Origin of the sequence: Lichenifustis flavocetrariae, from assembly GCF_026130545.1 — a bacterium.
Taxonomy (GTDB): domain Bacteria; phylum Pseudomonadota; class Alphaproteobacteria; order Rhizobiales; family Beijerinckiaceae; genus Lichenihabitans; species Lichenihabitans flavocetrariae.
On sequence record NZ_JAMOIM010000045.1, the window covers coordinates 1 to 26031 of the forward strand.

General features: G+C 61.0%; 29 protein-coding genes. 17 read left to right on the forward strand and 12 right to left on the reverse strand.

Going from position 1 to position 26031, the window contains the following annotated elements:
* Both M8523_RS30640 and M8523_RS30645 read left to right on the forward strand, forming a co-directional pair.
* A partial coding sequence (locus M8523_RS30640) for a tetratricopeptide repeat protein (RefSeq protein ID WP_282588644.1) occupies window positions 1-1064 on the forward strand: 1064 nt, incomplete at its 5' end.
* A gap of 806 nt (window positions 1065-1870) precedes the next feature.
* Complete coding sequence (locus M8523_RS30645; RefSeq protein WP_282588645.1) at window positions 1871-2698, forward strand: class I SAM-dependent methyltransferase; 828 nt, start codon at window positions 1871-1873, stop codon at window positions 2696-2698.
* Here the strand turns inward: M8523_RS30645 and M8523_RS30650 are convergent.
* On the reverse strand, window positions 2695-4416 hold the full coding sequence (locus M8523_RS30650; RefSeq protein WP_282588646.1) for a type IV secretory system conjugative DNA transfer family protein: 1722 nt from the start codon (window positions 4414-4416) through the stop codon (window positions 2695-2697). The two genes, M8523_RS30645 and M8523_RS30650, sit on opposite strands and share 4 nt — an antisense overlap.
* A gap of 182 nt (window positions 4417-4598) precedes the next feature.
* On the opposite strand from M8523_RS30650, the gene M8523_RS30655 reads away from it, so the two are divergent.
* From M8523_RS30655 to M8523_RS30695, 9 genes are all read left to right on the forward strand, one after another.
* Window positions 4599-5975 carry a MobA/MobL family protein gene (locus tag M8523_RS30655; RefSeq protein WP_282588647.1) on the forward strand — a complete coding sequence of 459 codons (1377 nt, stop codon included), beginning with the start codon at window positions 4599-4601 and terminating at the stop codon, window positions 5973-5975.
* A gap of 254 nt (window positions 5976-6229) precedes the next feature.
* A complete protein-coding gene (locus M8523_RS30660) occupies window positions 6230-6586 on the forward strand; it encodes a plasmid mobilization protein (protein ID WP_282588648.1) in 357 nt (118 codons plus the stop codon).
* On the forward strand, window positions 6555-9443 hold the full coding sequence (locus M8523_RS30665; RefSeq protein WP_282588649.1) for an AAA family ATPase: 2889 nt from the start codon (window positions 6555-6557) through the stop codon (window positions 9441-9443). The genes M8523_RS30660 and M8523_RS30665 overlap by 32 nt, the downstream gene beginning before the upstream one ends.
* A gap of 23 nt (window positions 9444-9466) precedes the next feature.
* The gene (locus M8523_RS30670) at window positions 9467-9703 is read left to right on the forward strand and encodes a hypothetical protein (RefSeq protein ID WP_282588650.1); all 237 of its coding nucleotides are present in this window, start codon (window positions 9467-9469) and stop codon (window positions 9701-9703) included.
* Between the two features lie 212 nt (window positions 9704-9915).
* Entirely contained in the window at window positions 9916-10533 is a 618-nt protein-coding gene (locus M8523_RS30675) for a nucleotide-binding protein (protein ID WP_282588651.1), read from the forward strand.
* A gap of 16 nt (window positions 10534-10549) precedes the next feature.
* Entirely contained in the window at window positions 10550-10846 is a 297-nt protein-coding gene (locus tag M8523_RS30680; protein ID WP_282588652.1) for a ribbon-helix-helix domain-containing protein, read from the forward strand.
* 63 nt (window positions 10847-10909) lie between these two features.
* Complete coding sequence (locus M8523_RS30685; RefSeq protein ID WP_282588653.1) at window positions 10910-12016, forward strand: replication initiator protein A; 1107 nt, start codon at window positions 10910-10912, stop codon at window positions 12014-12016.
* 946 nt (window positions 12017-12962) lie between these two features.
* Window positions 12963-13244 (forward strand): type II toxin-antitoxin system RelE/ParE family toxin, encoded by a 282-nt coding sequence (locus tag M8523_RS30690; RefSeq protein ID WP_282588654.1) that lies wholly within the window; start codon window positions 12963-12965, stop codon window positions 13242-13244.
* A 32-nt stretch (window positions 13245-13276) separates the two neighbouring features.
* Window positions 13277-13594: a HigA family addiction module antitoxin gene (locus M8523_RS30695; RefSeq protein WP_282588655.1), complete on the forward strand. Its 318-nt coding sequence runs from the start codon at window positions 13277-13279 to the stop codon at window positions 13592-13594.
* A 366-nt stretch (window positions 13595-13960) separates the two neighbouring features.
* Here M8523_RS30695 and M8523_RS30700 read toward each other — a convergent pair whose 3' ends face one another.
* The 3 genes from M8523_RS30700 to M8523_RS36935 form a co-directional block, all read right to left on the reverse strand.
* Entirely contained in the window at window positions 13961-14614 is a 654-nt protein-coding gene (locus M8523_RS30700) for a hypothetical protein (RefSeq protein ID WP_282588656.1), read from the reverse strand.
* A 473-nt stretch (window positions 14615-15087) separates the two neighbouring features.
* Entirely contained in the window at window positions 15088-15567 is a 480-nt protein-coding gene (locus M8523_RS30705; RefSeq protein ID WP_282588657.1) for a hypothetical protein, read from the reverse strand.
* Window positions 15555-15869 carry a PadR family transcriptional regulator gene (locus M8523_RS36935; RefSeq protein ID WP_428351671.1) on the reverse strand — a complete coding sequence of 105 codons (315 nt, stop codon included), beginning with the start codon at window positions 15867-15869 and terminating at the stop codon, window positions 15555-15557. The genes M8523_RS30705 and M8523_RS36935 overlap by 13 nt, the downstream gene beginning before the upstream one ends.
* A gap of 219 nt (window positions 15870-16088) precedes the next feature.
* Here M8523_RS36935 and M8523_RS30710 point away from each other — a divergent pair, with 219 nt between their 5' ends.
* From M8523_RS30710 to M8523_RS36940, 4 genes are all read left to right on the forward strand, one after another.
* Window positions 16089-16664 carry a recombinase family protein gene (locus tag M8523_RS30710; RefSeq protein ID WP_282588658.1) on the forward strand — a complete coding sequence of 192 codons (576 nt, stop codon included), beginning with the start codon at window positions 16089-16091 and terminating at the stop codon, window positions 16662-16664.
* The gene (locus M8523_RS30715; protein WP_282588659.1) at window positions 16664-17089 is read left to right on the forward strand and encodes a hypothetical protein; all 426 of its coding nucleotides are present in this window, start codon (window positions 16664-16666) and stop codon (window positions 17087-17089) included. Before M8523_RS30710 ends, M8523_RS30715 begins: the two co-directional genes overlap by 1 nt.
* Window positions 17090-17233: 144 nt before the next feature.
* Window positions 17234-17506 carry a hypothetical protein gene (locus tag M8523_RS30720; protein WP_282588660.1) on the forward strand — a complete coding sequence of 91 codons (273 nt, stop codon included), beginning with the start codon at window positions 17234-17236 and terminating at the stop codon, window positions 17504-17506.
* Window positions 17507-17616: 110 nt separating this feature from the next.
* On the forward strand, window positions 17617-17826 hold the full coding sequence (locus M8523_RS36940) for a ribosome modulation factor (RefSeq protein WP_428351674.1): 210 nt from the start codon (window positions 17617-17619) through the stop codon (window positions 17824-17826).
* Here M8523_RS36940 and M8523_RS30725 read toward each other — a convergent pair.
* The 3 genes from M8523_RS30725 to M8523_RS30735 are packed head-to-tail and all read right to left on the reverse strand — an operon-like array spanning window position 17815 to window position 20542.
* Window positions 17815-18201, reverse strand: coding sequence for a response regulator (locus M8523_RS30725; protein ID WP_282588661.1), 387 nt, complete (start codon window positions 18199-18201; stop codon window positions 17815-17817). The genes M8523_RS36940 and M8523_RS30725 overlap by 12 nt on opposite strands.
* A complete protein-coding gene (locus tag M8523_RS30730; protein ID WP_282588662.1) occupies window positions 18198-19739 on the reverse strand; it encodes an ATPase domain-containing protein in 1542 nt (513 codons plus the stop codon). The genes M8523_RS30725 and M8523_RS30730 overlap by 4 nt, the downstream gene beginning before the upstream one ends.
* Window positions 19736-20542, reverse strand: coding sequence for a sensor histidine kinase (locus M8523_RS30735; RefSeq protein ID WP_282588663.1), 807 nt, complete (start codon window positions 20540-20542; stop codon window positions 19736-19738). Before M8523_RS30735 ends, M8523_RS30730 begins: the two co-directional genes overlap by 4 nt.
* A 925-nt stretch (window positions 20543-21467) precedes the next feature.
* On the opposite strand from M8523_RS30735, the gene M8523_RS30740 reads away from it, so the two are divergent.
* Entirely contained in the window at window positions 21468-21881 is a 414-nt protein-coding gene (locus tag M8523_RS30740) for a response regulator (RefSeq protein WP_282588664.1), read from the forward strand.
* Between the two features lie 224 nt (window positions 21882-22105).
* Here M8523_RS30740 and M8523_RS30745 read toward each other — a convergent pair whose 3' ends face one another.
* On the reverse strand, window positions 22106-22570 hold the full coding sequence (locus M8523_RS30745; protein WP_282588665.1) for a hypothetical protein: 465 nt from the start codon (window positions 22568-22570) through the stop codon (window positions 22106-22108).
* 343 nt (window positions 22571-22913) lie between these two features.
* On the opposite strand from M8523_RS30745, the gene M8523_RS30750 reads away from it, so the two are divergent.
* Window positions 22914-23771, forward strand: a complete 858-nt coding sequence (locus tag M8523_RS30750; protein ID WP_282588666.1) for a hypothetical protein — start codon at window positions 22914-22916, stop codon at window positions 23769-23771.
* An 89-nt stretch (window positions 23772-23860) separates the two neighbouring features.
* Here the strand turns inward: M8523_RS30750 and M8523_RS30755 are convergent, their stop codons facing one another.
* The 4 genes from M8523_RS30755 to M8523_RS30770 form a co-directional block, all read right to left on the reverse strand.
* Window positions 23861-24454 carry a cation efflux transmembrane domain-containing protein gene (locus tag M8523_RS30755; RefSeq protein WP_282588667.1) on the reverse strand — a complete coding sequence of 198 codons (594 nt, stop codon included), beginning with the start codon at window positions 24452-24454 and terminating at the stop codon, window positions 23861-23863.
* A 191-nt stretch (window positions 24455-24645) separates the two neighbouring features.
* On the reverse strand, window positions 24646-24861 hold the full coding sequence (locus M8523_RS30760; RefSeq protein WP_282588668.1) for a hypothetical protein: 216 nt from the start codon (window positions 24859-24861) through the stop codon (window positions 24646-24648).
* A complete protein-coding gene (locus M8523_RS30765) occupies window positions 24861-25586 on the reverse strand; it encodes an SOS response-associated peptidase (protein ID WP_282588669.1) in 726 nt (241 codons plus the stop codon). The genes M8523_RS30760 and M8523_RS30765 overlap by 1 nt, the downstream gene beginning before the upstream one ends.
* The gene (locus M8523_RS30770) at window positions 25544-26029 is read right to left on the reverse strand and encodes a thermonuclease family protein (protein WP_282588670.1); all 486 of its coding nucleotides are present in this window, start codon (window positions 26027-26029) and stop codon (window positions 25544-25546) included. Before M8523_RS30770 ends, M8523_RS30765 begins: the two co-directional genes overlap by 43 nt.
* Between the last annotated feature and the right edge of the window lie 2 nt (window positions 26030-26031).

Genomic DNA, 26031 nt, shown 5'->3' on the forward strand with positions numbered 1-26031 from the left:
GTGCGGCCTACGGTCAGAAAGGCGACCTTGATCGGGCGATTGCCGACTACACCGCCGCGATCGGGCTCGATCCCGGCCATGCTGACGCCTACTATAATCGGGGCGCGGCCTATGTTCAAAAAGGCGACTTTGACCGGGCGATTGCCGACTACAGCGCCGCGATCGGGCTCAACCCTGGCCATGCTAACGCCTTCTATAATCGGGGCGCGGCCTATGGCAACAAAGGCGACCTCAACCGGGCGATTGCCGACTTTGACACCGCGATTGGGCTCGATCCCGGCAATGCCGGCGTCTTAACAAATCGATCTATTGCCTATTACGAAAAGGGTCAGAATGATCAATCTCTGCTAGATTACAGAGCCGCTATTGTAATAAATAAATACGATGCTAAAGCTCTGTTTGTAATGGCAGAATTGCTAGCTAAGAACAAAATTATAAATTTATCGATTGATGCATTTAGTAGAGCCGTTTCATTAAATCCGATTTATATTGAAAATTATCAAACATTAAAGCAATATTTTGGATTGGATAGTGACAATATTTGCGACGCCCTAGAGGAAGAACTTACCCGCATCTATGAGAATTACGCTAAAGTAATTGGGTATGATGCGGTTAGAACGGTTTTCGCGAGGCATGCGTCGGCCGGAAGCGAAGGTGCCTTTGAATCGGGCATGCCGGGCTATGACAGAGCAGTTGAAGTCTCAGAACTAACAACGACCGTTGCGCCGAAGCTTTGGAAAAATAGATCGAAAGATAATGCGTCCACTCCGATTGAGTTCATCCAAGCCAACTATGGGCAGATGCGCGATGACGAATGGCACCATGCCGGTCTGACACGTTCGGATTTGAAACGCGATCCTGAACTCTATGCAGCCTATGCGACCTGGATTGGTCGCCATCCCGACGAGGCGTTGACATTTGCGTCTGGCGGCAGGAACCCCGGCCTGCCACGGATTGATGATCCAGCAGAAGCGATCGAACGGCGTCGCCAAAGCACTCGTGAGGCCAATCAACGATATCGAGAGAAGCTCAAAGCTGACAAAATGTCGCATCAGCCCCGGTGACAATCAAACATATCTTTGATTGACGACATCTCAGTCTGCTGTGAAGGTGTCACTCGCTAAGTCCATTTCGGACTAGCGAGTGGAGACATCCAGCCATGTCAAACGCATCCAAAGCAGGTGCTTCTGCAGCTGCAAACGGCGGCGTCGCAGCGCCGCGCTTTCCGACACATCAGCAGCAGAACCAAGCAGATGCCGCATTTAACCGCGTGAGGAACCCACCGCCGCCGCCTCCTGCCACCAAGACGCGCTGAAACAGCACCGTCCAGGGACGGCGGCATACGCCGCCCCTGGTCTTAGCTGATCGACAGCGGAGGAGGCTCGTCCATGTCAATGAAACTTGATGCTCCTCCCTGCAAACGCTGGGAGCTTTGCCGCCTACTTCGTCCGAAAGGCGTGTGCCCTTTTAGCAGACGCGATCTCTACGAAGGTCAACCGCCTACTTCTCACATTGGCTGGCATCCCCTCGATGACTCAGTCGGCGAAGAAGAAGAATGCGACGAGTATTTCGATCAAACAGACGATCGGCGACCCGTCCCGTAACTGGCGAACACAACACCCCGCTGACCGCCTCAATCGCGAGGCGATCAATCATTCCTGCGTCCTTCTTTTCGGTCAAAAGGAGTTTTGCAGATGAATCCCTGCCCTGAATTCAACCAGCAGCAGCGCGACGCCGGATTCAACCACGTCAACAACGCGCCGCGCCTCCAGCTTGAGCCCAAAAACACCGCGCGCCGTTGAGCTACGCCATCGCTTAGGGACGGCGGCCCTGCCGTCCCTACTTTCAACATCGAGACAGAGGCCCCGCCATGAACGAGCAGTCCAACCCCTCACAATTCAAGAGTTTCGGCGCACAGCCGCCCGGCCCGTCCGGCCTTCGCCACCTCGCCCCCTGGGTGAAGGTTATCGCCGGTGGCGGTGTCGCCGCCGCCGTGACCTTCTATGCCCTCCAAGTCGGATTACCCGACGGTTGGCGGCCGTCGAGCGTCGCGGGCGACGCGGCTGGCGATACGGTCCGCCATGAGATCGAAGCCATGAAAGAGGCCAAGATCGACATGGAGCGGCGCATTGCGGACGCCACCGCTCAGGCAAACGCCAAGGCCCAGGCGGACCTCATCGCCATCCAGGTCGCCGCCAACGAGCGCACCGCCGATCTTGCGGGTGAAACCGACATGGCGACCTTGGCCGACGTCGCCTGCATTGGCGCGCGGATCGTTTCCAGCCTGACCCAGCCGCAAGGTTGGGGCCGTAACGCCTCGGACGATTTCTATTACGCGGCGCAGAAGACCGGCGCGGCGACGTGCGGCATGGGTAATGCACTCCGCCAGGACATCACGCGCAGCCAGCTCGACGTCATCCGCCAAGCAGCGGCCGAACGCGGCGCGCCGATGAACGACGGCGCGGTGCGGACGGTCTCAACGCCCATTGCTCCCACTGCGTCGCCTTCGCCGATCCCGACCGTTGCGCACCGGGTGCTGACCGTGGAGGAGCACCGCCAACTCAAGGCATATGCCGAGCGTCAATCGAACGCTGTTCTGCAGCAGTTCGTGGAGGGGATCGACACCGTTCACTATGGCCTGACGCCGGAATGGTACGACCGGGTTGCCGATTATCGTGACGCACATCCCGAAACCTAAGCCCGCTTGCCGACGCTCTCCCGCTCTTCCCGCTCCGCGCGTTTCGTGCGGGGCGGCTTTTGGCCTTCGATGGTACCAAAAAGGCCACCAAATAAGCCGTCATCCTCCTCGCTGTGATGGACGCAACGATGCAAGGCGCAAGGCGGCTTGTCGGGGATCATCACCAGGATGTTGCCGCGCTCCCGGCTGAACGCCTGAACGATCTCGCTGGCATGCATCAGCGGCACACGCTGGATTTGTTCGCCTTTCGATTGGCCGCCGCCTTTGCTTTGGTTGGTGGACTCGGTGTTATTCGACTGGCCGCCGACGAGCGCCATCATCGGGTCGCCGCGCGATCCGCCAACCGCGTCCTGCCAGGTCTCGTTGGCGCTCTCGACGATCCGCACGACTTCGGTTTCGCCGAGGCGGGCGGCGATGTGATCCGTCGTGGTCAGGTCGGTGTTGCCAAAGAAGGTCAGCAACCCGGCATTGCCCATGAAAGTTTCCCAACCGTCCTTATAGTCGCGCTTAAGCTGAGTGAGGTCCTGAATGATGGGCCACAGCTTCACGCCGAAACTGGCAATCTGCCCGGCCGCCTTCTCGACTGTCTCCATGGTGCCGAGTGCGGCGAACTCATCGAGACAGAACAGCACGCGGTGCTGCCCGTCGCGCAGCGGCCCTGTCCGTTCCATGGCGTCCATGGCGAGCGTGACGAACATCCGGAGCCATCGCCCATGCGTCGCCAGGCGTGTCGCCGGCAGGCACAGATAGACCGTGATGCGCTTCGCTTTCAGGTCTTCCAGCCGGAACGACGACGCCGACAGGACGCGGGCCATCTGCTCGCCTTCCAAGAACGCGGTCTGCGTGGCGATCGTCGAGATGATCGAGTTCAACTCCTTCGCCTGCGTCCCCTGCATCGCCTCGCCGGTCCGGCCGATCAGGTCGATGCCGTGTTCCGCCATGGCAACCCACAGCGCATTCAGCGCCGCCTCGCCCTTCGTCACGATGCGACGCACCGTGACGAGGTTTTTACTGGCCGGCGGCTCTGTAGCCGCGACCCACATGACAAGCACCGTCAGCAATGCCCGCGCGGCTTGCGTCCAATGCGCCCCGTCGCCGTCCGATTGGATGATGAGCGCGTCCGCGAGCTGATAGGCGAGATCGGCGCCCTCGCCCGTCGCGGGATCGAGATCGGCCAGGGGGTTGAAGCCGGCAAAGGCATGTTGCCGCGCGTCGCCTGTCACCCGGCTGAACGGATCGAGCGCGTACACCTCGCCCTCGCCCGGTGTCAGCGGCACCGACCAGTCCGACCCGCCGGCCGATCGGCGCGATGCCGTCAGCGTCGCCAGTTCCCCCTTGGGATCGATGACCAAGGCGCTTCCAGGCCAGAACAGCAGGTTTGGCACGATCAGCGAGACGCCCTTGCCGGCGCGGCTTCCCGCGACGGTCAGGACGTGCCGGTCATCGTCGTGGCCGTAATAACGGCCCTTATGGTCGCGGCCGACAAGGAACATTCCCGGCTTCCACTCGCCGAATTTTGGGCCGTCCGGCCGGCTCTGAAACTCCGCCATTTCGTCGGCAGACGGCCAACGGCCCAAGGCGCTCGGCTTGTGCCGGTCGCCATCCGGCAGGCCGCGCGGAAAACCTTCAGTTGCATCGCGCTCGTGCCGGGGCCGCGTATCCGCGACCGCCGGGGCCGCTGGCGCTGCGCTGCCGCGCTTGCCGGTCCACCATGCCATTGGCCTGCCTCCCCTGCCCCGGCCGGGGGTGCCGCCCTGCGGGCTATGCCGGCTGGCGCCGTCATTGTAGCCGGCGCCGCAGCGCCTGTCCCTCGCGCACGCGAGAAACCAGCAATGGCGCACTTAACCAGAATTACATCGGGGCCGGTCATGGAAGGTCATGCCCTGCAAGGTCGTCCAAGATGGCCGAACTTGCTCCCGATGCAATTCTGGCCGTTCCTTCGTCACTGCGCGCCCTGCGGGGGTGGGCCGACTATGGCCGGCGGCTGCGAAGTCGCAGCGATGCGCGTCCGAAGGAGACGCACATATCAGTTGAGGAGGCGGCAGTGCGCATCCTCGAATTGACCGCCCATGTTCAGCATTTCAGCCGGGCAGAGGGCCGGTCCGCGACTGCCGCCGCCGCCTATCGAGCGTGCGCCCGGATCGCCTGCGAACGGGAAAGCCGCGTTCATGACTACCGGGGCAAGGCCGGGTTGGAAGCGACCGGAATCGTTCTGCCAGCCGTAGCACCGGCATGGGCTTCGGACCGCGCACGGTTGTGGAACGCCGCCGAGCTGCGCGAACGCAACGGAGCGCGCGGTACCAATGCCGGGGCCTGGAAGCATGAGGCCATGGTGGCCCGTGAAATCCTCTTCGGGTTTCCGGCCGAGCTGTCACCGACCGGCCGCGTCGCGCTCGTGGACCGGATCGCGCGGCATCTGGTCGACGCGCATGGCGTCGCGGTCGATTGGGCCATCCACGCACCGGGCAAGATGGGCGATCAGCGCAACCACCATTGCCACATGATGTTCACCACCCGCCGCATGACCGCGACCGGCCTTGCCGCCAAAACCCGCGAATGGAACAGCCGGGAAGGCGGCGGCCGGACCGTCGCGGCGATCCGCGCGACCCTGGCCGCGATGATGAACGAGGCTCTTGCCGGCGAGGGCGTCACCACGGTCCATGTCGAGCATCGCAGCTTAAAGGCGCGCGGCATCGGCCGGATGCCGACGAAGCACATGGGACCAGGCAAAACGAATGCCGGTCGCAAGCGGCAGGCGCGCGAGCGATCGGCATGGGAGCGCCAGCATCGCCACGACCAGGCCGCGCGGCATGACCAGGAGCGTGCCAGCCAGACCCGCGACCGCGCCGCGCGCGGCGTGTCGCGAAGCCGCGATATCGACCAGCGAGAAGCGCAGGCGATCGAGCAGGCCAGGACGACACCGGAGACGACGACCACACAGCCGCAGCCGGGACGCCTGAAACGCCTAGTGCGCGCGATAACCGGCCGGGCCGATCGGCAGCACGAACCAACCGCCCCCGCCCGCGTCGATCTCGAGCGCGACGTGCGGGCGACCTACCAGGCCGAACGCGAGCGCATGACAGCGGACCATCAGCGCGACGCGAAGGCCCTCGACGACCGGCACCGGTCGGAAGATCGGCAGCTCGATCGCGCCGCCCTCGCCCGCGCCGATCGTGACCGCGTGCAGGAGGTGCAGGAACGGCAGGGACATTCGGCCGGCCGAGACCATGACCGGACGCATGCGCGTGACGAACACGAGCGCGGGCATCGGCCGTAGCAACTCAGCCGCCGAACTATGAACAGGGTCGTTGCAGTTCAACTCCTCAATACATGGCTATAAATCATTCCATTCACCGGATATATTATCACGTCTTTTCCGTTTATTAGGGTATGTTGTCCTATATTATGGAATGGGCGTAGCCAGATGTGTTTTTGTTGCTCAAAAACTCTGGCCAAGAGGGGCGCCGGCCCCTCTTGGAACACCCCAGGCGACCGCCCCAGCCACGCGGGAGCCGGTCAGGAAGGATCGGCATGGCACGACCGCGACTGGCACCCGAGGATCGGCGGGGCCATCCCACCGGCATCCGGCTCAACCTGGCCGAGGAGGCGAAGATCGACGCCGCCGCCTCGGCCTATGGCCTCAGCCGGGCCGATTATCTGCGGCGGCGCGGCCTCAATCATCGCCTGCCCTCGACCGTCGCCCTGGCCCACAGCGAAGCGCTACTAGCAACCGCCCTGCTACGCCTTGGCGTCAATCTCAACCAGATCGCGCATCATATGAACGCCGGGCGTGCCGCGCCCCATGCCGAGCTGGACGCCCTGATCGCCCGCATCAACGAATGCCTGGATCAGCTCTATGATCCCGGCCCTGACGGAGCTGGGGCGTAGCTTCAAGGGCGCAGCGGCCTACTACTTCAGCGATAAAGTCGCCACACTGGACTCGCCCGGCACCGTTGATCGCGTCGCCTGGACCGCCACCTTCAACCTGCCGACCGACGATCCGGACCGGGCCTGGCGGATGATGGCGCACACTGCCCTCGCCCAGCGGACCCTGAAAACGGTCGCCGGGGTGAAGGCAACTGGACGCAAGCTCGAAAAACCGGTCCTGGCCTATTCCCTGTCCTGGCATCCTGACGAGCGTCCGACCAAGGCAGACCAGCTTGCGGCTGCGCAGGAAAGCCTGCTGGCACTCTGCCTCGACGGTCATCAGGCGATCGTCATATGCCATACGGACGAGCCACACCCGCATGTCCACGTACTGGTCAACCGGGTGCATCCGATGACCGGCAAGGCTGCCCCTCTCGCGAAATCAAAGCTGGCTCTGTCCCAATGGGCGCAAGCCTATGAGGAGCGGCACGGCCGTGTGTTCTGTCGCGCCCGCGTCGAGAACAACGCCCGCCGTGCCGGCGTCAGCCCCGGCCGGGCGGCCGACAACCGAACCCCGCGCGCGCATCGGCGCGAGCACGAAGCCAGCGGATCGAAACGGCATGCTGCCGCGCTGCGCCGGCATCACGCGGAACTTTTCAGCGCACAGGCCGGGCAGGAACAGCAGGCATGGCAGCAGCGGACGGACGAGGTTCGCGCCTTCCGTGCCGGGCAGCGCGCCATCCGCAAGGCGGCGGCCGACCGCCTGCATCACCAGGCCGAGCTGGCTGGCCACCCCGGCCAGGCCGACGAAGCCGCGCGCGTGGCGGCCCTCCTGGCTGGCGACCGGCCGGCCGACGCGCTCCACGTTCTCACCCGCGACCGCTCGACCTTCACGCGGGCCGAGTTGGTGCGCTTCGTGGGCCGGCATACCCCGGACGCGGCCGGCTTCGCGACCGCCATGGCGAAACTCGACGCCGCGCCCGAGCTGGTGCGGACCGGGCGCGACACGCGCGGCCGGGACCGCTTCACCACGCAGGCCCACCAGGCCCTTGAGCGGCGCATGGCTGATTCGGCCGACGCCCTCGCCCGCGCAGCTCAGGCAAAGGGCGATGTGGCAGCGCGGTTCAAGGGCCGGTCTCTGTGCGCCGATCAGCTGGAGGCGCTGCATCACGTCCTGACCGGCAACCGCTTGGCTTGCGTCGCCGGCATCGCCGGCTCCGGCAAGAGCACCATGCTCGACGCCGCCCGGCAGTCCTGGGAAGCGGCCGGCTTCCGGGTGCAGGGCATGGCCCTCGCGGCCGAGGCGGCACACGGCCTTCAGACCGGTGCCGGCATCAAGACCGCCGGCACCATTCATTCCCGCCTGTATCTCTGGGAACAGGGACGCTGCCTGCCCGGCCCGAACGACGTTATCGTGGTGGACGAAGCCGGCATGGTCGGATCGCGCCAGATGGAGCGGCTGTTGCATTTCGCGCGGAAGGCGGGTGCCAAGGTCGTGCTGGTCGGCGACGCCCAGCAGCTCCAGGCAATCGAGGCCGGCGGCGCGTTCCGCGCCATCGCCGATCGTGTCGGCGACGTGACGCTCAGGACGGTCCGGCGGCAGAAGGTAGACTGGCAGCGCGACGCGACCGCCGACCTCGCGGCCGGCCGCACCGCCGCCGCGCTCGACCGCTACGAGGCGGCTGGCATGGTCCACTCCCATGCCACCGGCGAGGACGCCAGGGCGGCCCTGATCGCGGCGTGGAACGCGGAGCGCCGCGCCCATCCGGACCGGTCGCAAATCGTCATGGCCTTCCTTCGCCGCGACGTCGCCGCGCTGAACGCGCTCGCCCGCGCCTGCATGCGGCAGGACGGAGCCTTAGGCGCAGACGTGACGTTGACCACGGCAGGCGGGCCGCAGGCCTTCGCCCAGGGCGACCGTCTTGCCTTCCTGCGCAACGACACCAAGCTCGGCGTGCGGAACGGCAGCCTCGGCACGATCGAGGCCATGCACGGCCGCACCCTGACCGTCCGCCTGGACGGCCAGTCCGGAAACAGTGTGACGTTCAGCCTGGACGCTTATGGTCATGTGGCGCACGGTTACGCCGCGACGATCCACAAGAGCCAGGGCGCAACGGTAGACCGGGCGCATCTGTATTGCAGCCCGAACCTCGACCGCCACGCGGCCTATGTCGCGATGACGCGGCACCGCGACCGGCTCGACCTGCACTGGTCGCGCGACAGCATCCCAGACCGGACGAGGCTCGCGGCGATCCTGTCTCGCGCAAATTTAAAAGACACCAGTCTCGATTATGCGGAAGACCGGGAACGCGAGCACGCAGCGCGGCACGAAGCGGCCGAGGCCATGCGCGACCGGGTTCACCGCCGCGCCGCCGCCTTCGCCGCGCGGGAAAAGACGCGCGAGGGCCGCATGGCGAACGCCCGCAGCATTCTTCCCTCCAGCGCCAGCCCCTTCCAAGTGGCCCGGCTGGCCCTGGACGCGCTTGGGCGCGCGCGCTTGTTCCGGCACCGGCAGAGCATCTTGCGGCAATGGGCGCGACGGATCCTGCCCGCGCCCTTGCCCGCCGCGCCGGCGATCGACCGCCTCACCCCGGCCGCGCGACGTGCCGCCATAGCGGCGCACGACGCCGAAACCTTGCGGCTGTTAAGCGAGATGGACGCCCGCCACGCGGATCAGCGCGCGGCCTGCCACACCGGCCGCGCCACCCTGCAACGGCAGGCGGCGGCGAATTGGCGATGCCTGACCTCGCGGGGCAGCACCACCGCCTCGTTCAACGTGGCGGGCACAACGGCCGAACCCCGGCAAGCGGGCCATCCGGTGAGCGTCAACGATAACGTTGCCGATCGGGCGCCGCCTTCCGGTCCGCGCCCGCTTTAGCGGCCTCGCCCCCGCTCGTGTTCATGTCTGAAGTCATGGCCGGCCACGGGCGTGGTCCGGACAAACGCCTCTTCCCGCCGCAGCCGGCCGGCATGGGCGGCCTGCTCTGCCCGCTGATGCTCCCGCTGCGGGTCATGGTCGGGGAACTTCGCGCCGAGGTGATGGTCCGTGCCTTGCCGCGCCTGGCGCTGCAATTCATCGTGGGAAGGTGGCTGATGCTCGGCCATGGCTGGTCTCCTGCATCAGGATCGGCGCCTTAGCATGCGGCGACCGCGCCTGTTCATGCAGGCTACGGCACGGCGCGGCGTTAGGCGAGCGCCTTGGCCCGCTTGCGGCAGAAATCGATGAAATGCCCGACCGGATTGCTCGGCGGCGACGGCAGGGCGCGATAAGGAGCCGTTGACCCATAACCCTATACGTGACAACGTGTATGAACGTATTCACGTTTGAATCCATACATAAGATTTTCCGCATGAAAATTGTTGCCATCATCAGCCAGAAGGGCGGAGTCGGTAAAACGACCCTCGCCACAGCTCTTGCCGTCGCCTCCGAGGCGCATGGTCGCCAGAGCGCCGTGTTCGACCTCGACCCGCAGGCGTCAGCGACCTTCTGGAAGGACATGCGCGCAGCTGAAGCTCCGGCTGTTGCTTCCGTGGCGGCGTCTAGGCTCGGTCATATGCTGAAAGCGGCCGAAGAAGGCGGTTGCCAGCTCGCCATCATCGACGCGCCGCCATTCGCCAAGGACATTGCCTTCGAGGCTGCGCAGCGGGCCGACTTCATCCTCATCCCTACCAGGCCCGCCGTGCTGGATGTGATGGCGATGACCAAGACCCTTGAACTGGTGAAGCACTACGCCAAGCCAGCAGCCGTCGTGCTGACTTTCTGCCCGACACAGGGCGGGCGCGAGATCGCGGACGCGGAAGATACCGTCAAAGCCCTAGGCGCGACGCTTGCCCCCGTCCGCATCCATACCCGCGTATCCTATCCCCGCGCTCAGCAGACCGGTCAGACGGCTCAAGAATTCGAGCCGGACGGCAAAGCCGCCCAGGAGATCCAACAGTTATACGAATATACATGTATGAACATATGAACAGGAGGATAGAGCCATGACCAGCAAAAACTCATTGCAGGCGGTGCTGGATCGCCAGAAGGCCGCGAATACCGATACGCAGCCAAGCCAGCCCGCGCCGCCCGAGGCGGCCGACTATGCTTCCCAGGCGACCAAATTTGTAAGGCCGGTAAGAGAGGGGAAAAAGTTCGTCGGCGGGCACTTCACACCGAACGTCGCTAAGCAGCTCCGTCTTTTGGCGGCTGAGGAGGAAACCACGACCCAGGCGCTTTTGGAGGAGGCGCTTGAGCTGCTGTTCATCAAGAAGGGGAAAGGCAGCTTACAACGTGGATAAGTTCAAACATGTATGTATGTATGAACGTATGCTTGTGTGTTTTCATACGCCAGGATGTGTCGTATGAAGTCGGGCGCTCAGCATGATCCGCAGTTCGATCTCTTTATCCCGTATACCGCCGACCTCGCGTTTAGAGACACGCAGGAAACGATGGAACGGCCGTTTTTCAGCCTTGGCAAGCGCAAGCGGCTGAAGCCGATTGAGTACACGAGCCCGGACGGCAGCGTTTACGTCAAGGTGCTGGCGACCCCCGAGTTCGGCATGGCGACCATTTGGGACGCCGATATTCTGATATGGGCCGCGTCGATCCTCAACGCACACCGCAAGGCCGGCTCGAACGACATCCCGCGCACCCTGCATTTTCAAGGCTACGACCTATTGCGCACGATCGGCCGCGAGACGGGAGGGCGCGAATACCACCTGTTGCGCGACGCCCTTGGCCGACTGCAATCAACCACGATCATCACCAATATCCGCCCGAAGGGCAAAAAGAAGGATCGCCAGTTCAGTTGGATTGAGAGCTGGTCTGACGTGACCAACGACACGACCGGTAGCAGTCAGGGGATGACCCTGACCGTTTCCGAATGGTTTTACGAGGGTATCCTGCTTGAGAAAAATTTGCTGGCGCTCGATCCGGCCTATTTTTCGATTGTGGGGGGCCGTGAACGCTGGCTTTACCGCGTCGCCCGCAAGCATGCCGGCGGGGCAGGGGAGGAGGGCTTTGCCATCTCCATGCGCACCTTGTTCGAGAAATCGGGCGCAGAAGGCACGTATCGCCGCTTCAAGTTCGAGATGCTGGCGCTAGCCGCGCGTTGCCACGGTGAAGACGGTCCTATCCCAGGCTATGACATTCTGGTCGAGACGGGATCGAGCGGCGATCCCGCCTTGCGGATGATCCGCCAAGAGCGGCGCAGCCTGCCAAGGCCGACCAATGCGTCAGATGCGGACGGCCAGGCGGGTAAACGACCTGCGGCTGCGCCGCAGCGCGGCCAGCCGGTGCTTACCGAGCAGACCATCCAGCTCGTGAAGCGTGATTTTCCAGGCTGGGATATTTACGCCATCAAGTCGGATTTCGACCTTTGGATAGTGGACGGCAACAAAGTCCAGCCAGAAGACTATCAAAAAGCGTTCTATGGCTTTGCGCGCAAATGGCATGCGCGCAACCGTTGACACCTTAGGCCATACCTCCGTCCGGGGCGTTCCTAATGTCCCGAATCATTTCCCGCTGATGGCGCGTTATGCGGGGATTGGCTCATTTCCAAGCGAAAAACACCCGCTTCCACGCGATTTCGCCTCCTAACGGCTGATTTGCATAACGCTACAGCGGCAAGAAGGCATCTTTCGGGATATTAGGAACGCTCTACGCTACCCGGCTTCGGGACATTAGGAACGCCTTGTGAAAATCGATCCTTCGGGACATTAGGAACAAATCATCGGGACATTAGGAACAAAAGCTTCGGGACATTAGGAACAAATCATCGGGACATTAGGAACGCCCATGTTCGGTAAGTTATTGAAAAACAAGACGAAAAAGACAATTTTTTTCCCTTAACTTCTTAAACTAGAATCTATTAACTCTTTAAACCAAAAAAGAGTAGGGAGACGCTGTGGATAACTCCGACATCACCTTACAAGTCACGCCCTAGCCGCACCCTGTAACCAGACCAGACCAGACCAGACCAGACGATCTCGATCATATGATAACGATCGACAACGCAAAAAAGCGGACGGCCTACGGCCGACACCACAACGTCGCTACGCGGCGAAAAGGGAGCGCTTCGCGCCATGCGGAATCGGCTTCGCCGATAACTCTTTCACCCTCACGCCATCAGCTTACCATCGGGCTCACTCTCGGTGAAAAGGTGGGGCCGGTATTTTGACAAAGGCAAAATCTTCCGGTCCCGGCCTAACGGCCGCTTTTCGCCTCCGCTCCCCCGACGGTGCGCCCATTGGCGATCGGGACGAAGGAATGATCCAAGTCCCGCCTCCGGCGGGGGACCGAACAAAGGAACATGCCGACGAGAGCAGGGAGGCGGCACCAGTGTAAAGGGGCCAGCGGGGAAGAGAGAAGACGCTAGACGTATAGCATCTTACCTGCTACGCTGCTTATGTGATCATGGGATACCGCGATAAGCGGACCAGAGAGTTTGCAGACGGCGAGTTTGTCCGCGCGTTCCAGGGGTTCGAAAAACAGGGCTGGAAGCGCCTCGAAATCCTCGAAGCCGCCACCAGCCTGCCCGAACTCGGAACGCTGCCCAGCAATCACCTTGAGGCGCTGAAACGCGACCGGGCCGGCCAGTTCAGTATCCGCATCAACGAGCAATGGCGGATTTGCTTCACCTGGCCCAAAGGCGACCCCGGACCGTCCAACGTCGAGATTTGCGACTACCACGATTGAAACACACCATCTCCAAGGAGGGAGAGACGATCATGAGCAGGCCACCCATTCACCCCGGCGATATCCTCGGCGACGAGTTGAAGGAAATCGGCATCAGCGCGACCGAACTGGCCCGCCAGATCAAGGTGCCGCAGAACCGCCTGTCGCAGATCATCCAGGGCAAGCGGGGCATCACGGGCGACACCGCGCTCCGCCTCGGCCATTGGTTCGGCAACTCGGCCCAGTTCTGGCTGAACCTGCAAACAGCCTATGAATTGCGCCTGGCCGAGCAACAGGCCGGCGACGAGATCAACGCTCTGCCGGTCCGCTCCAATACGCCGCCCCAGCCCGCACAGCCGTCCCTGATATGACCAGCGACGAGAAGGGGGACATTCAAGCGACGGCCTTGAAGATTATCGCGCTGAGTGATCAGGGCCGGATCACGCTCGGTTTGTCTTCCTATAGAGGCCTCATTCGCCTAGGATGGGTGTAAATATTGCTGTAAAAACAGCGTGATGTCGGGGCACTGAAACTTGAGAGTATGATGGTCGACCGTAATTACGGCAGTATGCGGCGCGATGAGTTGGTCAGACTGCTCTAGGAGCGGGATGCCGACGAGGCTGGCGGCCTGCATCTATACTACAAGGGGCAAACTGCGCCGTGGCGCATCATCATGTCCGCTTAAGGGGAGCTCGAACGTCGCCTCACTGCTGCCAACGACAAAGTGCTTATCGCTCTCAATTATCTTTCGCAGGTGTAAAAAAGAAGACTATCACATAGACCGCAAGCGCGCCTGCTGCGGTGATTGTCCCGGTTTGGCCGGCACTTATGCTCAGGTTGAGCAACCCGGGAATTTGCGATGCAAGACATCCTGCTCCCAAGGCAAATGTCGACCTGATCAATTGCGCCTGCAGAAGCGTAGGTTCTTTGTACATGAAAGCCAGAGCGAGGGTGACGATCATCAGGAAGAGCCCCAAGACGAGAGGTATGGCACCGGCCAATAGCCCAAGATAGAAAGCAAACCCTACAACTGCAAAGATTGCGACCAGTGCCACGATTGTAGCGATGATCTGTTTCGTCATATTTGAATAGGATCCCATGACGTCGAAATAAAAAGTATATACGTCTGTATCCGGCCCAAGTTTTGCAACCTGCTCTTTCACTCCCTTATATTTTGCGGTCAAAGTTACGACCTGCACGGGGTCGGGTATCGTGACGGTCAAATGGCCTTCCGTGTTCTGGACGGTGCCAAAATGTTCCTCGTCGATCGTGACATCGACACTCGAGCCAGGAAGCGGGTTGCGCTCTTTGTCCCGTATGTAGATGTTGATTTGCCTGTGCATCAACAACAGAACCGGACGCTGCGACCGTTTTTTGTGCAAACGACGCATGGGCTCCCCATTGTTCCGTCCTGGCACCTTACTTGACAGGGTTTAGCCGATAACGACGTGCTTGAATGCACTTGAACCTCAATAGAGCGTTCGTTCAAAGTTGCGATATGAAGGATGCTTGATTGATCGAGGCCATAGACCCGAAGCGTGACGGACACTACAGAGCCCGCTGCGTTCCGTAGCGAACCTAGTCTCGCTGCGGACTTTGTTCGAGGGAACCGAAATGGGAGAAGGGCATACCCCTCTCTGAAGATGTGAACCCGTACTTCCGCGCTACTTTGGCTATCTAGAAGGAGAGCGAAATTGTCACGCTGTCCCCGCCCATCTCGGCGCAAGTTGAGGTACGGCCGTAGCTCAAAAGGAATGCTAGCTTGCCCAGAAACAAAGAATTGCACTCCACTCGACTCCCACGCATCAAAGACAGATTTCTGCATTTCTGCTGCCACTTTGCTAGTGGAAGAATGCGCCTCTTGTCAGAGTTCGACGATATTTCCTTTTTCCCAACGTAGTCTAATACCTAAGACCACGACGACCCCAGCGGGGACAATCTGGAATGCGGAAGGGATCAGGAACCAAAACGGCATTCCTGCTAGGAGCCGGACGACCGCTTCACCGGTTGATGCAACCATTACGAGCGCCGATCCGGTGATGAGTAGATCAAGTCGGTAACGACGCGTTACGTGCGGGGCGCGCCGTAGAATGCTGCCGACGCTCCACCACGAACCGGCCGCGTGCCAAATCTGGTCTAGTTTTGTTGTACAGTCCGCGAGATGCGAAGCCCACTCCTCTCTATATCTAGCCCGCTTGTCATCTGGCAGTCGTTTTACGGCGCGCTCTAAAATCCACGCTGCGATCCATGGGCATCGCTCGTACACATCAGTTGCGAGAATATTGAGGATTAGACCGCCCACGGTCGCAGCGAAGAACCAGCAGGCGCAAATCAGGAATGCCACGCGAGGTCTCCGTCCGGTGCTACGGAGAACTCGGCAAAGGCAGCGCGTGCTCTCGCTCTACCAGCAACTGTAAGCGTGTAAAGGCGGCGTCTTGGTCGCCCGGCTTCGCTCGGGTCAATGGGTTCCCACACGCTTTCACACCAGCCCGCCGCCTCTAGGCGCGCAAGCAGAGGGTACATCGTCCCAGAGCCAACACCCGCGAACTTGGATATCTCGGCACCTGACTGGCCGTTGGCTGGCCTTTCTAGAAGGAATTTTAGCACCTTCAGAGTCGGTGCGGAGAGGCGTACTTTTTCAACCATGAACTATCTCAAATTATGACATACCCTATATCGACTTTCGACTAACTTGTCTACACAGAGCGTAAATTCAAACTGATTGCAATACCTGTCCAAATAACGATCCTTTTCCTGACACTCTGAAACGGGTCTGCCGGAAATCGTCGTTTCGGCCTATTGATGTCAGGAAAACGTGTCAACAAATCTATTGTAAGACAAAGGATCATTTTATACAATCCTGACATGCTCATCGGTTACGCCCGCGTTTCGACCGCCGACCAGAACCTCGACCTTCAGCGCGACGCGCTCCGTAAGGCCGGATGCGAACGCATTTTCGAGGAAAAGAAATCCGGCAAGGCCAGCACCACCCGGCCGGAGTTCGACGCGGCGCTCGCCTTCCTGCGGCCCGAGGACATTCTCGTCGTGTGGAAACTGGACCGCCTCGGCCGCTCCCTCGTCGAGATGATGCGCACTCTCGACACCTTGCGGAAGGACGGGGTGCGGTTCCAGAGCCTGACCGAGCATTTTGACAGCGACACCGCGCACGGCCGCTTCGCCTTGCAGATGCACGGTGCCATGGCCGAGTATTTCCTCGACCTCAACCGCGAACGCACCATGGAGGGCCTGAAAGCGGCCCTGGCGCGCGGCAAGAAGGGCGGCAGGCGCAAGAAGCTGACGGACGCCGACCTTGCCGCCGCGCGGGCCATGCTGAAAGAGCAGACAATCTCCGTCGCCGATATCGCCAAGCGGCTCGGCATCACGCGACAGACCTTTTACCAGTATTTTCCGGCCGCGCGCCGCCAGGCAGGAGGGTCCTGATGCCGATCCGGCCGCAGTTCAAATGGCTGTATCCGCTCGACTGGCCCCAGCTTTCGGCCGTGATCCGGTTCGAGCGGGCCAAAGGCCGGTGTGAGCATTGCGGCCGTCCGCACGGCCAGCAGGTCCGGCATCTCGGCGACGGCAGATGGTTCGACGAGGAGCTTCAAACGTGGCGCTGCGGGAAGGGGAGAGGCCTGCCGCGCCTGATCGCCGTGGACAGCGACACGATCCGCCTGACCAAGGTCGTGCTGGCGACCGCCCATCTCGACCACGATCCCAGCAACAACCGGTCACGTAATCTGAAAGCGCTCTGCCAGCGCTGCCATATGATGCACGACCGCGAGGAGCATCGCCGGCAGCGGCGGCTGACCTTGCGCATGCGCAAAGCCATTGGAGACCTGTTTTTGGGCCCCTACCGGCCATGAAAAGAGAGAACGCATGAATGCCCCATATCGAAAGACATCCCGCACCCCGAGGAGCTGATCGGTTCCCGCGCCATCATCCAGGGCGCGTCCGGGGCGGGGAAGACCTATGCCATTCGCCGCATCCTGGAGGTCACCCACGGCCGCATGCAGCACATTGTCTTCGATGTCGAGGACGAGCTGTTCACCCTGCGCGAACGCTTCGACTATGTGCTGATCGGCGGCGACGATGCCGATGCGCCGATCAGCGAGGCGACGGCCGGCGAGCTGGCCATCACGCTGCTAGAATTGGGCGTCTCCGACATCCTTCAGCTCAACGATCTCGGCCTGGCCGGACACTCAACCGTCTGGAAACGGCATTCAACGGGCGCATCGTCAACGGCCACGGCAAATGAATCGAAAACCACTCACGGCGCCTGAATAATCGGGAAGATGAGCGATCACAGTTTAAAGAAAACAGTGCATGGTGGGGTGTCGAGGCACGACTTTCGACAAATCGTGGTCGCCTTTCCGGAACACGGGATTTGAGAGTGGCGAGCGCAGCGTTCCAAGAAGGAGTTGTCGCCGCCAAATCCAATCGAACGCGGAATGACAATCCCTATGCTTCCAGCACCGAGGCTGGCTCCGAGTGGCTTCGGGGATACGAGGCTGTGATGAAAGTCCTTGGGGAGCTTGATGACGGGGATCATGGCCAGTGGGGCAGCGCTGATCGCAGCAGCGGCAAAATCTCAGGTTTCTGACCTGGCCTCGCGTATGACAGTCTCAATAAGCTGAACAAGAGCGGCGATCTTGAAAGGCTTGCGGACGAATGCGGCATAGCCGTCGACGCGTTCGCGCACATTGGCCTCTGGCATGGAGCTGATGATGAGGCAGGGAACGTTCCGTAGCCTTTCGACTTTCCGCATTGCCTGGATCATGGTGACACCGTCCATGATGGGCATCATGAAGTCCGAAATCACCAGGTCAGGAGCTGAGCCCTCCGCGAGACGCTCCAGTCCCTGTCGCCCATTGCCCGCGACAACCACCCGGTAGCCTTCGTCGACCAATACCATCTCCAGCAGGTCTGCGATGGCAAATTCGTCCTCGACGATCAGAACCGTGGCGATTTGGGTCATTCCGTCCGTCCAGTGCCCGCGTCGGGCGGCACTGTGAGACTGGCCTCTGACGACGCCACGTACGCATTGGCCGATACCGCCCGGGCCATCCCGCTCAGGACCGCTTCCACGCCCTCGAACGGCTTGCCGACAACGACGCCCGCATCGGTGATTTCAAACTCGCGAATGGTGGGGTCGAACGCACCCTCACGTACCTTGGACATGGAGATCAGGCGGTAGAGCCGGGACCGAAGTTCGACATAGCGCACGAGAACCATGACCTCGGCGAGCGAGGCGATCCCGCTGATCGGGATGCGGATTTCAGGACCTGCGAGTTCCTGCAATTCGAGGGTATGCAGCGTGGTGACGTCGCGGGCCCGCAGTTCGTTCGAAAGGGCGGACCAGAAGCGGACAATGCGCTCCGGCTCAAGCGCAGCCTGCTGAAAGCCGGAGAGACCGTCGATGACCAGGCGCTTGACGCCACGCCGCCGGACGGCGTCGAGCAGAGCGTGCGCCAGCTCGTCCAGGATATGCTCGCCGACGGGATACCAGAGGATCTCGACATCGCCCCGCTGCTCGGCCGCGGCCAGATCGAACCCCATGGTCGTGGCCTTGTAGCGCAGCCGCTCGGGCGGCTCGTAGCAGCCAAACAGCAAGCCCGGTTCGCTGGCGCTGGATCCTGACAAGAAATGCAGGCCGAGCGTGGTCTTGCCCGAGCCGGAGGGGCCGACCAATCCGGTCAAGGTGGCAGCGGGGATGCCGCCGCCGAACATCTCGTCGAGAGAAGCGACTCCCGACGACAAGCGAGCTGTCGGTGGCGGAGCACGCAAGGACGGCATCGCCAACAAGGCTTCGATCCGGGGAAACACGGTGACGCCGGCGTCCGAGATGCCAAACGCGTGCTCGCCTTCCAAGTAGCCGGTGCCCCTTATCTTGTGCACCAGCAGTCGACGTTCGGCCCGGGACCCAAATGAGCGATGCCGCAGCTCGATCAGCCCGTCCACCATCGTGTGTTCCGGCGCCGCCAGCGTACCTGATGCAGTCGTGAGCAGGAACATCGTGCAATCGGTGGCGGAGGCCAGCGTCTGCAGGTCGTGGGTGAACCGTTTCATCTCGTATTCGGCCCCGGCCTTGGCCTCGACGGCACTCAAGCCATCGAGCACCAGCATCGTCGCCCCCCTAGCTACAACCTCCCTGCGGATCAGCGCGACAAGACCCTTGAGGCCTTCGTCTTCGAGTGCGCCATAGGCGCTGATGTAGAAGACCTGATCGGGGATGCGGGCTTCATCGAAGAACCGCATCGAACGCAGATGCATCATCATGCGACCGTGGTTCTCGCCCAGGACCGTGACGAAAAGGGTGCGGCTCTGCCCGGCCTCCTGAGAGTAGATGATCTGACTGGCCAGGATTGTCTTACCCATCCCGGGCGTCCCTTTGATCATGTAGAGGCCGCCACGCAGGAAGCCGCCCCCAAGGATCACATCCAGGCCCGGCACGAAGCTGCTGACGCGCTCGATCGTGCCTTTGTCACGATTGTCGGCGGCTTCAGGTTGCGTCATGCGGGGTTTGATCCTGAAGACAGGGTGGCGAGGGGCAAGCTCACGGTAAACGTCGAACCTGCCCCAAGGGTGCTCGACACCGCAATTCGGCCACCCATGGCCGCAACCAGGCGACTGGCCACCCAAAGGCCGATACCGAAGCCGCCGCTGCGATGCTGTGTCATGACCTGTTCGAACCGCTCAAAGATGCGGGCCTGATGTTCGGGCTGCATGCCGACCCCTCGATCCTGGACGTCGAGACGTGCTGATTGTTCCTCCGTTCGCAGCCGGAGAGTGACGGGCTGACCGATCCCGAATTTGAGGGCATTGGAGAGCAGGTTTTCGACCACCTGCTCGAACGCCAGCGGGTCCACGGTGGCGATCACGCCTTCAGCGACGTGCAATTCGAGCGGGCTTCCGCCACGCGTGGCCTGAGTTTCGTATCTCTGGGCGATCGGCACTACGATTGTCGCGAGATCGACCGCCGAGGGCTCCAGACGCAGATTGCCGGCTTCGATGCGGCTGACGTCAAGCAAACCGGTCGCCCGCTTCGTAAATTCCTGCACCGCAGCCTGCATGCGTTCCAGCAGGAGTGTGACGCGCGGCGAACTTGGGCTGTCAGCCTTGCGGGCAGCTTTCAGGGCGAGTTCAGTCAGGCCGAGGATCGGTGTCATGGGGTTGCGCAGCTCGTGGGCCGCAATGGCGATGAAATCATCCCGGGCCTGCACCGCGATCCGCAGCTCTTCGACCTGCCGGCGCAAATCGGCCAGTTCTGAATGGAGATCGTCGGACTTAATCTCGCTGGGTAGATCAGGTGACGGCACGCGACTACGCATTCTGCTCAGGAGCGGCGTTGTCTTGATCTTCTGAAGGACCTTCGGTCAGTGAGAGCAGTTTGCGCCTCTTTGCTTCCAGCGATCCATCCTCCTGCGTCGAGGGGTGCGTAGCCGATGACCGCAACAATTGACCCATGTGTGTAGGGGCGGCAACCTCGGATACTGAGGGTTTTTAGTCAACTGAGATATCAGTCTTTTTAGCGAGCGGTCGAAGCCTCGGCCGCGGCAAATGTGAAGACATTTGCTGATCTATGACATTCTGCGGCACCAAGCGTGTCACCTGTAACCGTTGGTCCTCGCTGGCGCTCTTTCCGCATAAGGCGCATGGTTGCACCATTGCCGGCTTTTTCAGGCTTACGGCAACCGAGAGAGACGTGAGCTTTCGCCCAAGGCGAGTCACGACCATGGACCTCCAATTCATTCAACGTTTGCCCCGAACTATCGCGTCTTCTTCATATCTGCTCGCGGGAAACGAGAGACAGCGCCGGTGCTAATCGAGGCGCAAGATGATGGTGAGGCACTGCGGCGAATGCGTCTGCTCCTCGACGGTCGAGCTGTTGAGCTCTGGGATCACGGGCGGGTGATCATTCGCTTACCGGCAAGGGCGTTTTGATGGATGGCCGGCTTCCCAGCGATGAACGAGAGGCGCTGATCCGGTCGAAATTGGCAAGTTCAGTCACCAGGGTGAAAACGCGGATCGCGCTTTTGCGCCGGGGATCAAGGCGAGATCCAAGACCGAGATCCAGGCTTATTGTGTCGCTGCAGATGCATGGCTTGCCGGGAAGCAAGGGGCCAACTTTCCGCGCGCGCCGGAATGCGCGCGGCGCTACCCGAGTACAAAAGACCGCGTCACGGTGCCTGGAAGTCTCTAGCAGATCGTTTGAACTTTCAACCACGTCGAGGGTTAGCTCGGATGGAAAGCGACCCTGCCCCCTATACGCTGATCGTCGATGATGACGCGCTTCTGCGCATGGACATCGCCGAGCTGCTGGACAATGTCGGTTTCAGGACCCTCGAGGCAGCCAACAGCGGTGAGGCGATCGAGCTGTTGAAGCAGCACCACGCCGATATCGTGCTGCTCTTCACCGACGTTCAGATGCCTGGCAAAAACGGGTTTGCCCTTGCACGAGAGACGGCCCGATGCTGGACGCATATTGCCATCGTTGTGGCGTCAGGCAATGTCAAACCCGCACCTGGCGAGCTGCCAGAGGGAGCGCATTTTATTGCCAAGCCTTTCAGTGCCGACACTGTGCATGGGCATCTACAGGAAATCCTACCGGATGGACAAAAGCCCGCGCCGTTAAAACGCATGTCAGAGGCAAATTGAACGGTCTGTCCGCTTGGTTCGAAACAGGAGTCTAGTCATCTGGACTCGGGCCGTTACCCCGTGCGAGGTTTCCCCTACGGCAGCAGCCCTGCCGCAGGGCTTCACGCCTCGCCTGTCATGGGGTTATGGGTGCGGTGTCAGGCTCCCCTCCTTCTTCCCAATGCCTGGCATGAAAAAGCCCGCCAGCGGCAAGCTGACGGGCATCAAGGCGGGGTCTTCGCCGATCAGGCTGGCAGAGCGGCCTTGCGGTTTCGTTTCAGGCCGTAGCCAACAGCGCCAAGCCTGAGGAGTGCCGCGCCGAACATCGGCAGCCCGGCCGGCAGCGGCACGGCAGAGACTGCGGTTATAGTGAAGATGCGCGTGCCGGCATCACCCGCCGAGCCAGTGTAAAAATTTCTGACGGCGCCAAATCTAAATTCTTCGCCGGGGATGACAAACTCAGCCTGGAGACCGAAGCCAGGAAAGTAAGTGCTGTCATTCAAGAAGCCGGCCAGCCCTATTCCATTGATCGCTCCAGTTGCCGCTGTCAGAAAGCCACCTCCATCAGGGACAGTGAAATCTATGTCGGGTAGCATCGCGCCGCCTACAATGATGTTTCCATTCGAGATCGTGAAATTGTACGTGGCGGCCGGAACCGCAGTTGCCACGCGCGACGTAGGCGGTTTTGAGCGATGCGGGATTGAGGTCATCAATCCGTGGTCCGCAGCGACCGCCGCGTAGTCTGTTCAAGCGACTTTCGCACCAAACATATGCACCGAAAAAGCCCAGCTATTTCAATGGCATGGTACCCCTGTCAAATGTCTTGAATTTCGCACGGATAGGTGCAGATGGCCGGCTTCTATGGATCAGTACCCGAGGCCTCGCTTGATCAACACGAGATATTGACAGTTTATTAACTTATGGCAATGGTGGCCTCCCTAACTAGCGGGGGTGTGTTTAAGCCGGAAACGGCCAAAATTATTTTAGCTTCCAACTTTTTGTTCCCCGCTCCTTTCTTGAAAGTCAGTTCTTTCGTGTGCCTGGAGATTATCCATGAAGTCACTTCTTCACTTGTTCACCGCCTCAGCGTTGTCCATCATATGCGGATCCACGATTTCTCATGCCGCCAGCGTCAATACGATTTGGGTCGATAACGCTACGAACGGGCCGCCGATCATTCAGGAATACAATCTGACGACAGGAGCATTGCTCGACCAAATTACTGCTCCTCAAGGAAATAACGGACGAGGTATTGTCCAGATTGGAGACGATCTCTACTATACAAGTGCTAATACTGGAAGCGTATTTGAATACAATTATGTCACAAATACTGATCTAGGAACTGTTTTTACGATACCTGGGTCCTCTGGCCTCTCGACTATCGCCTACGATGGTCATAGCTTGTATGTGGGCGACTACACCGGCACAAACGCAGTTTATAAGTATTCGCTGGGTGGAACTCTTCAGCAAACCCTCCATCTTGCAAACTGCACAGGGTTTTGTGATGGTCTGGAATATGCGAACGGGTCTCTGATAGAGAATCGATCTGATGGTGGCAATGTTTACGACAAATACGATCTCAGTGGGAACCTAATACAAAGTGACTTTATTACAAGCCCGACGGGCAGTTCTACTGGGATTGCCTTCGACGGAACGCATTTTTATACTGATGACGTTTTCAGCGGAGGGTCAGTCCAAATCTTTGACGTAAATGGAAATCACACGGGCCAGCTCGCTTTTACAGGTCAAAACTATTATTTAGGCGAAGATTTGTCCGTCAACTACTCGGTCGTGATCCCTAGCACTGTTCCGCTGCCTCCGGCATTGCCGATGTTCGGAGCAGCCCTTCTTGGCCTTGGCGCTGTTGGCTACGGCGTAAAGCGGAAGGCTAAGGCCGCTTCAATCGCCTGATCCTCAAACAATATTCTCGACGACCGCGCCCGCAACTTTTGCTGCGGGCGTTTTCAATCCCGCCGCTCAGGCCGTAACTCTCGATATATTCAAGAGGCTGCGTGTTCCTCTCGTGCCGCCGTCCAAACTTCACGAGCGGCATCCATATTCATGACCGCGATCCCAAGGCCGACGAGCAAATCAGGCCATGCGGACTGCCATAGGAAAGCAGTCACCAGCCCCGCCGCGATAATAGCGACGTTGGCGAAAGCGTCATTACGCGACGACAGGAAGGCGGCGCGAGTCAGGCTACCACCATGCGCCCGGTAGCGAGCCAGCATGAACGCGCACGACAGGTTGACGATGAGCGCCCCGGCCCCGGCCAGCGAAAGCGGTAGGGGCGCGGGCGGAACCGGCACGTTGAATTTCTCCCATGCCGTCCAGAGCGTGGCAAAGCCAGGAACTAGGAGGATGACCGCCAGAGCCATGCCGACCCTCGCCCGGTGCTTCGCTGTCCACCCGAGCGCGGCTAGGATCAGGAAATTGATCGAGGCGTCTTCCAGAAAATCGACGCTATCCGCGAATAGTGACACCGAGCCAATGGTGAGGGCAACCGCGAACTCGATCCCGAAATAGCCTAGATTGAGCAGGGCGACGAGGCGGACAACCCGGCGCAGGCCGGTCTCGGCTATGGGTGCTTTCATAGCCTCATGCTACCACAGCCTGAATCCCCGGCCGAACCACTGGAGTGGCTAGGGTGATAACGGCCATTATGACCGGTGCAAATGTCCTTCGTATCGCGGCGGCTTGAATCATGCCGCAAAACCGGTAGCATCCTCTCACGCCTGCCTTGCCCTTTCGCGCTCGGCAGGCGTCATCCCTTCGATAGGCGCGGTCAGTCCGTTTCAGGCAGCGGCTCGCCTTTCGCCCTGACGAACGATACCTCATCGGCATCGACGAAGAAGCGGCCCGCCTGACGGATCAGGACGGTTTCGCCGAGATCCTCGTGCCGCCCCTCGATCGTCGTGACCGAACCGATTGTCTCCGTCACGCCAGTGAGTTCGCCACGGATCGCCTCGTATTCGTCGCGGTCGATTTCCTTGCGCTGCATCACGCGGCCTGCTCGATCATTGTCGCATCCTCATCGCCCTGTCCCGTCCGGTTCAGCCGCGTCGTGACAATCCATTCCCGCAGCGCCGCCTCAGCAGCGGGGCGCAGCACGTCCGCACCGGCCGACCCGTCCAGCCAAGCGGCGAACTGGTCAGGGCCGAGCAGCACCGGCATGCGGTCGTGATAGGGCTGCATCCATTCGGATGCGCCCGACACGATGATGGTCGCCGACAGCACATCCTCGCCCGTCACCGGATCGTGCCATTTCTCCCAGAGCCCGGCGAAGCCCAGCACGGGCGAACCGTCCGCAGCCGTGAACAGATGCGGCACCTTCCCGCCCTTCTCGCCTGTCCATTCATAGAAACCCGAGGCAGGGATGATGCAGCGGCGCGTCTTGAATGCGCTCCGAAACATCGGCTTTTCGCCGACTGTTTCAGCCCTGGCGTTGAACGTCGCAGGCAGCTCCTTCAACGTCTTCTTCCAGAAGAACGGCACCAGGCCCCACCGCATCCGCACCAGATCGCGCCTGCCCTCGGCATCGAGGCGCAGCACGTCGATGTCCGTCGTCGGGGCGATGTTGTACCGCGCCCGCAGATTGCGGGCCGCGCCGAACACGTCGAGGAAACCGTGGATCTCGGCCCAGCTATAATGCTGCGTGAACCGTCCGCACATGCCCTGCCCTTTCAGTGCCGCCGATAGTGCGGCTTGGAATGCCGCCAGACCCACGGCGGCACCGGATCGGCGTCCGCCCATAGCCCAGCATGCGCCTTGATCGCCTGTGCGGCAGCCAGATCATACGACGCGGGCGGATGAAATTCATCATAGGCCCAGGCATCGCCGAGCGAAATCATCGTCCATCCGACATCCGTCCCGCTGATCGTCACCACGCCGACGATGCGGTCATAGCTGGTCGGAAACCGCCCATGATGCGGCGGCGGCTCGATATCGACCGTCTTGTGAAATATCATCGCCGTCAGATCGGCCGTCGATTTGCCGCCATAAGGTTGATCGTGTTCGGGCGCGTCCATCCCGAAGATGCGTACCCGCTGCTTCTCGCCATCCACCATCACCGTGAACGTATCGCCGTCCGCAATCTTGGTGACATAGGCGGGAAACGCTTGCGCCGATAGCGGCAACAGCATCAGCAATACATCGAGGCGGAGTTTCATAG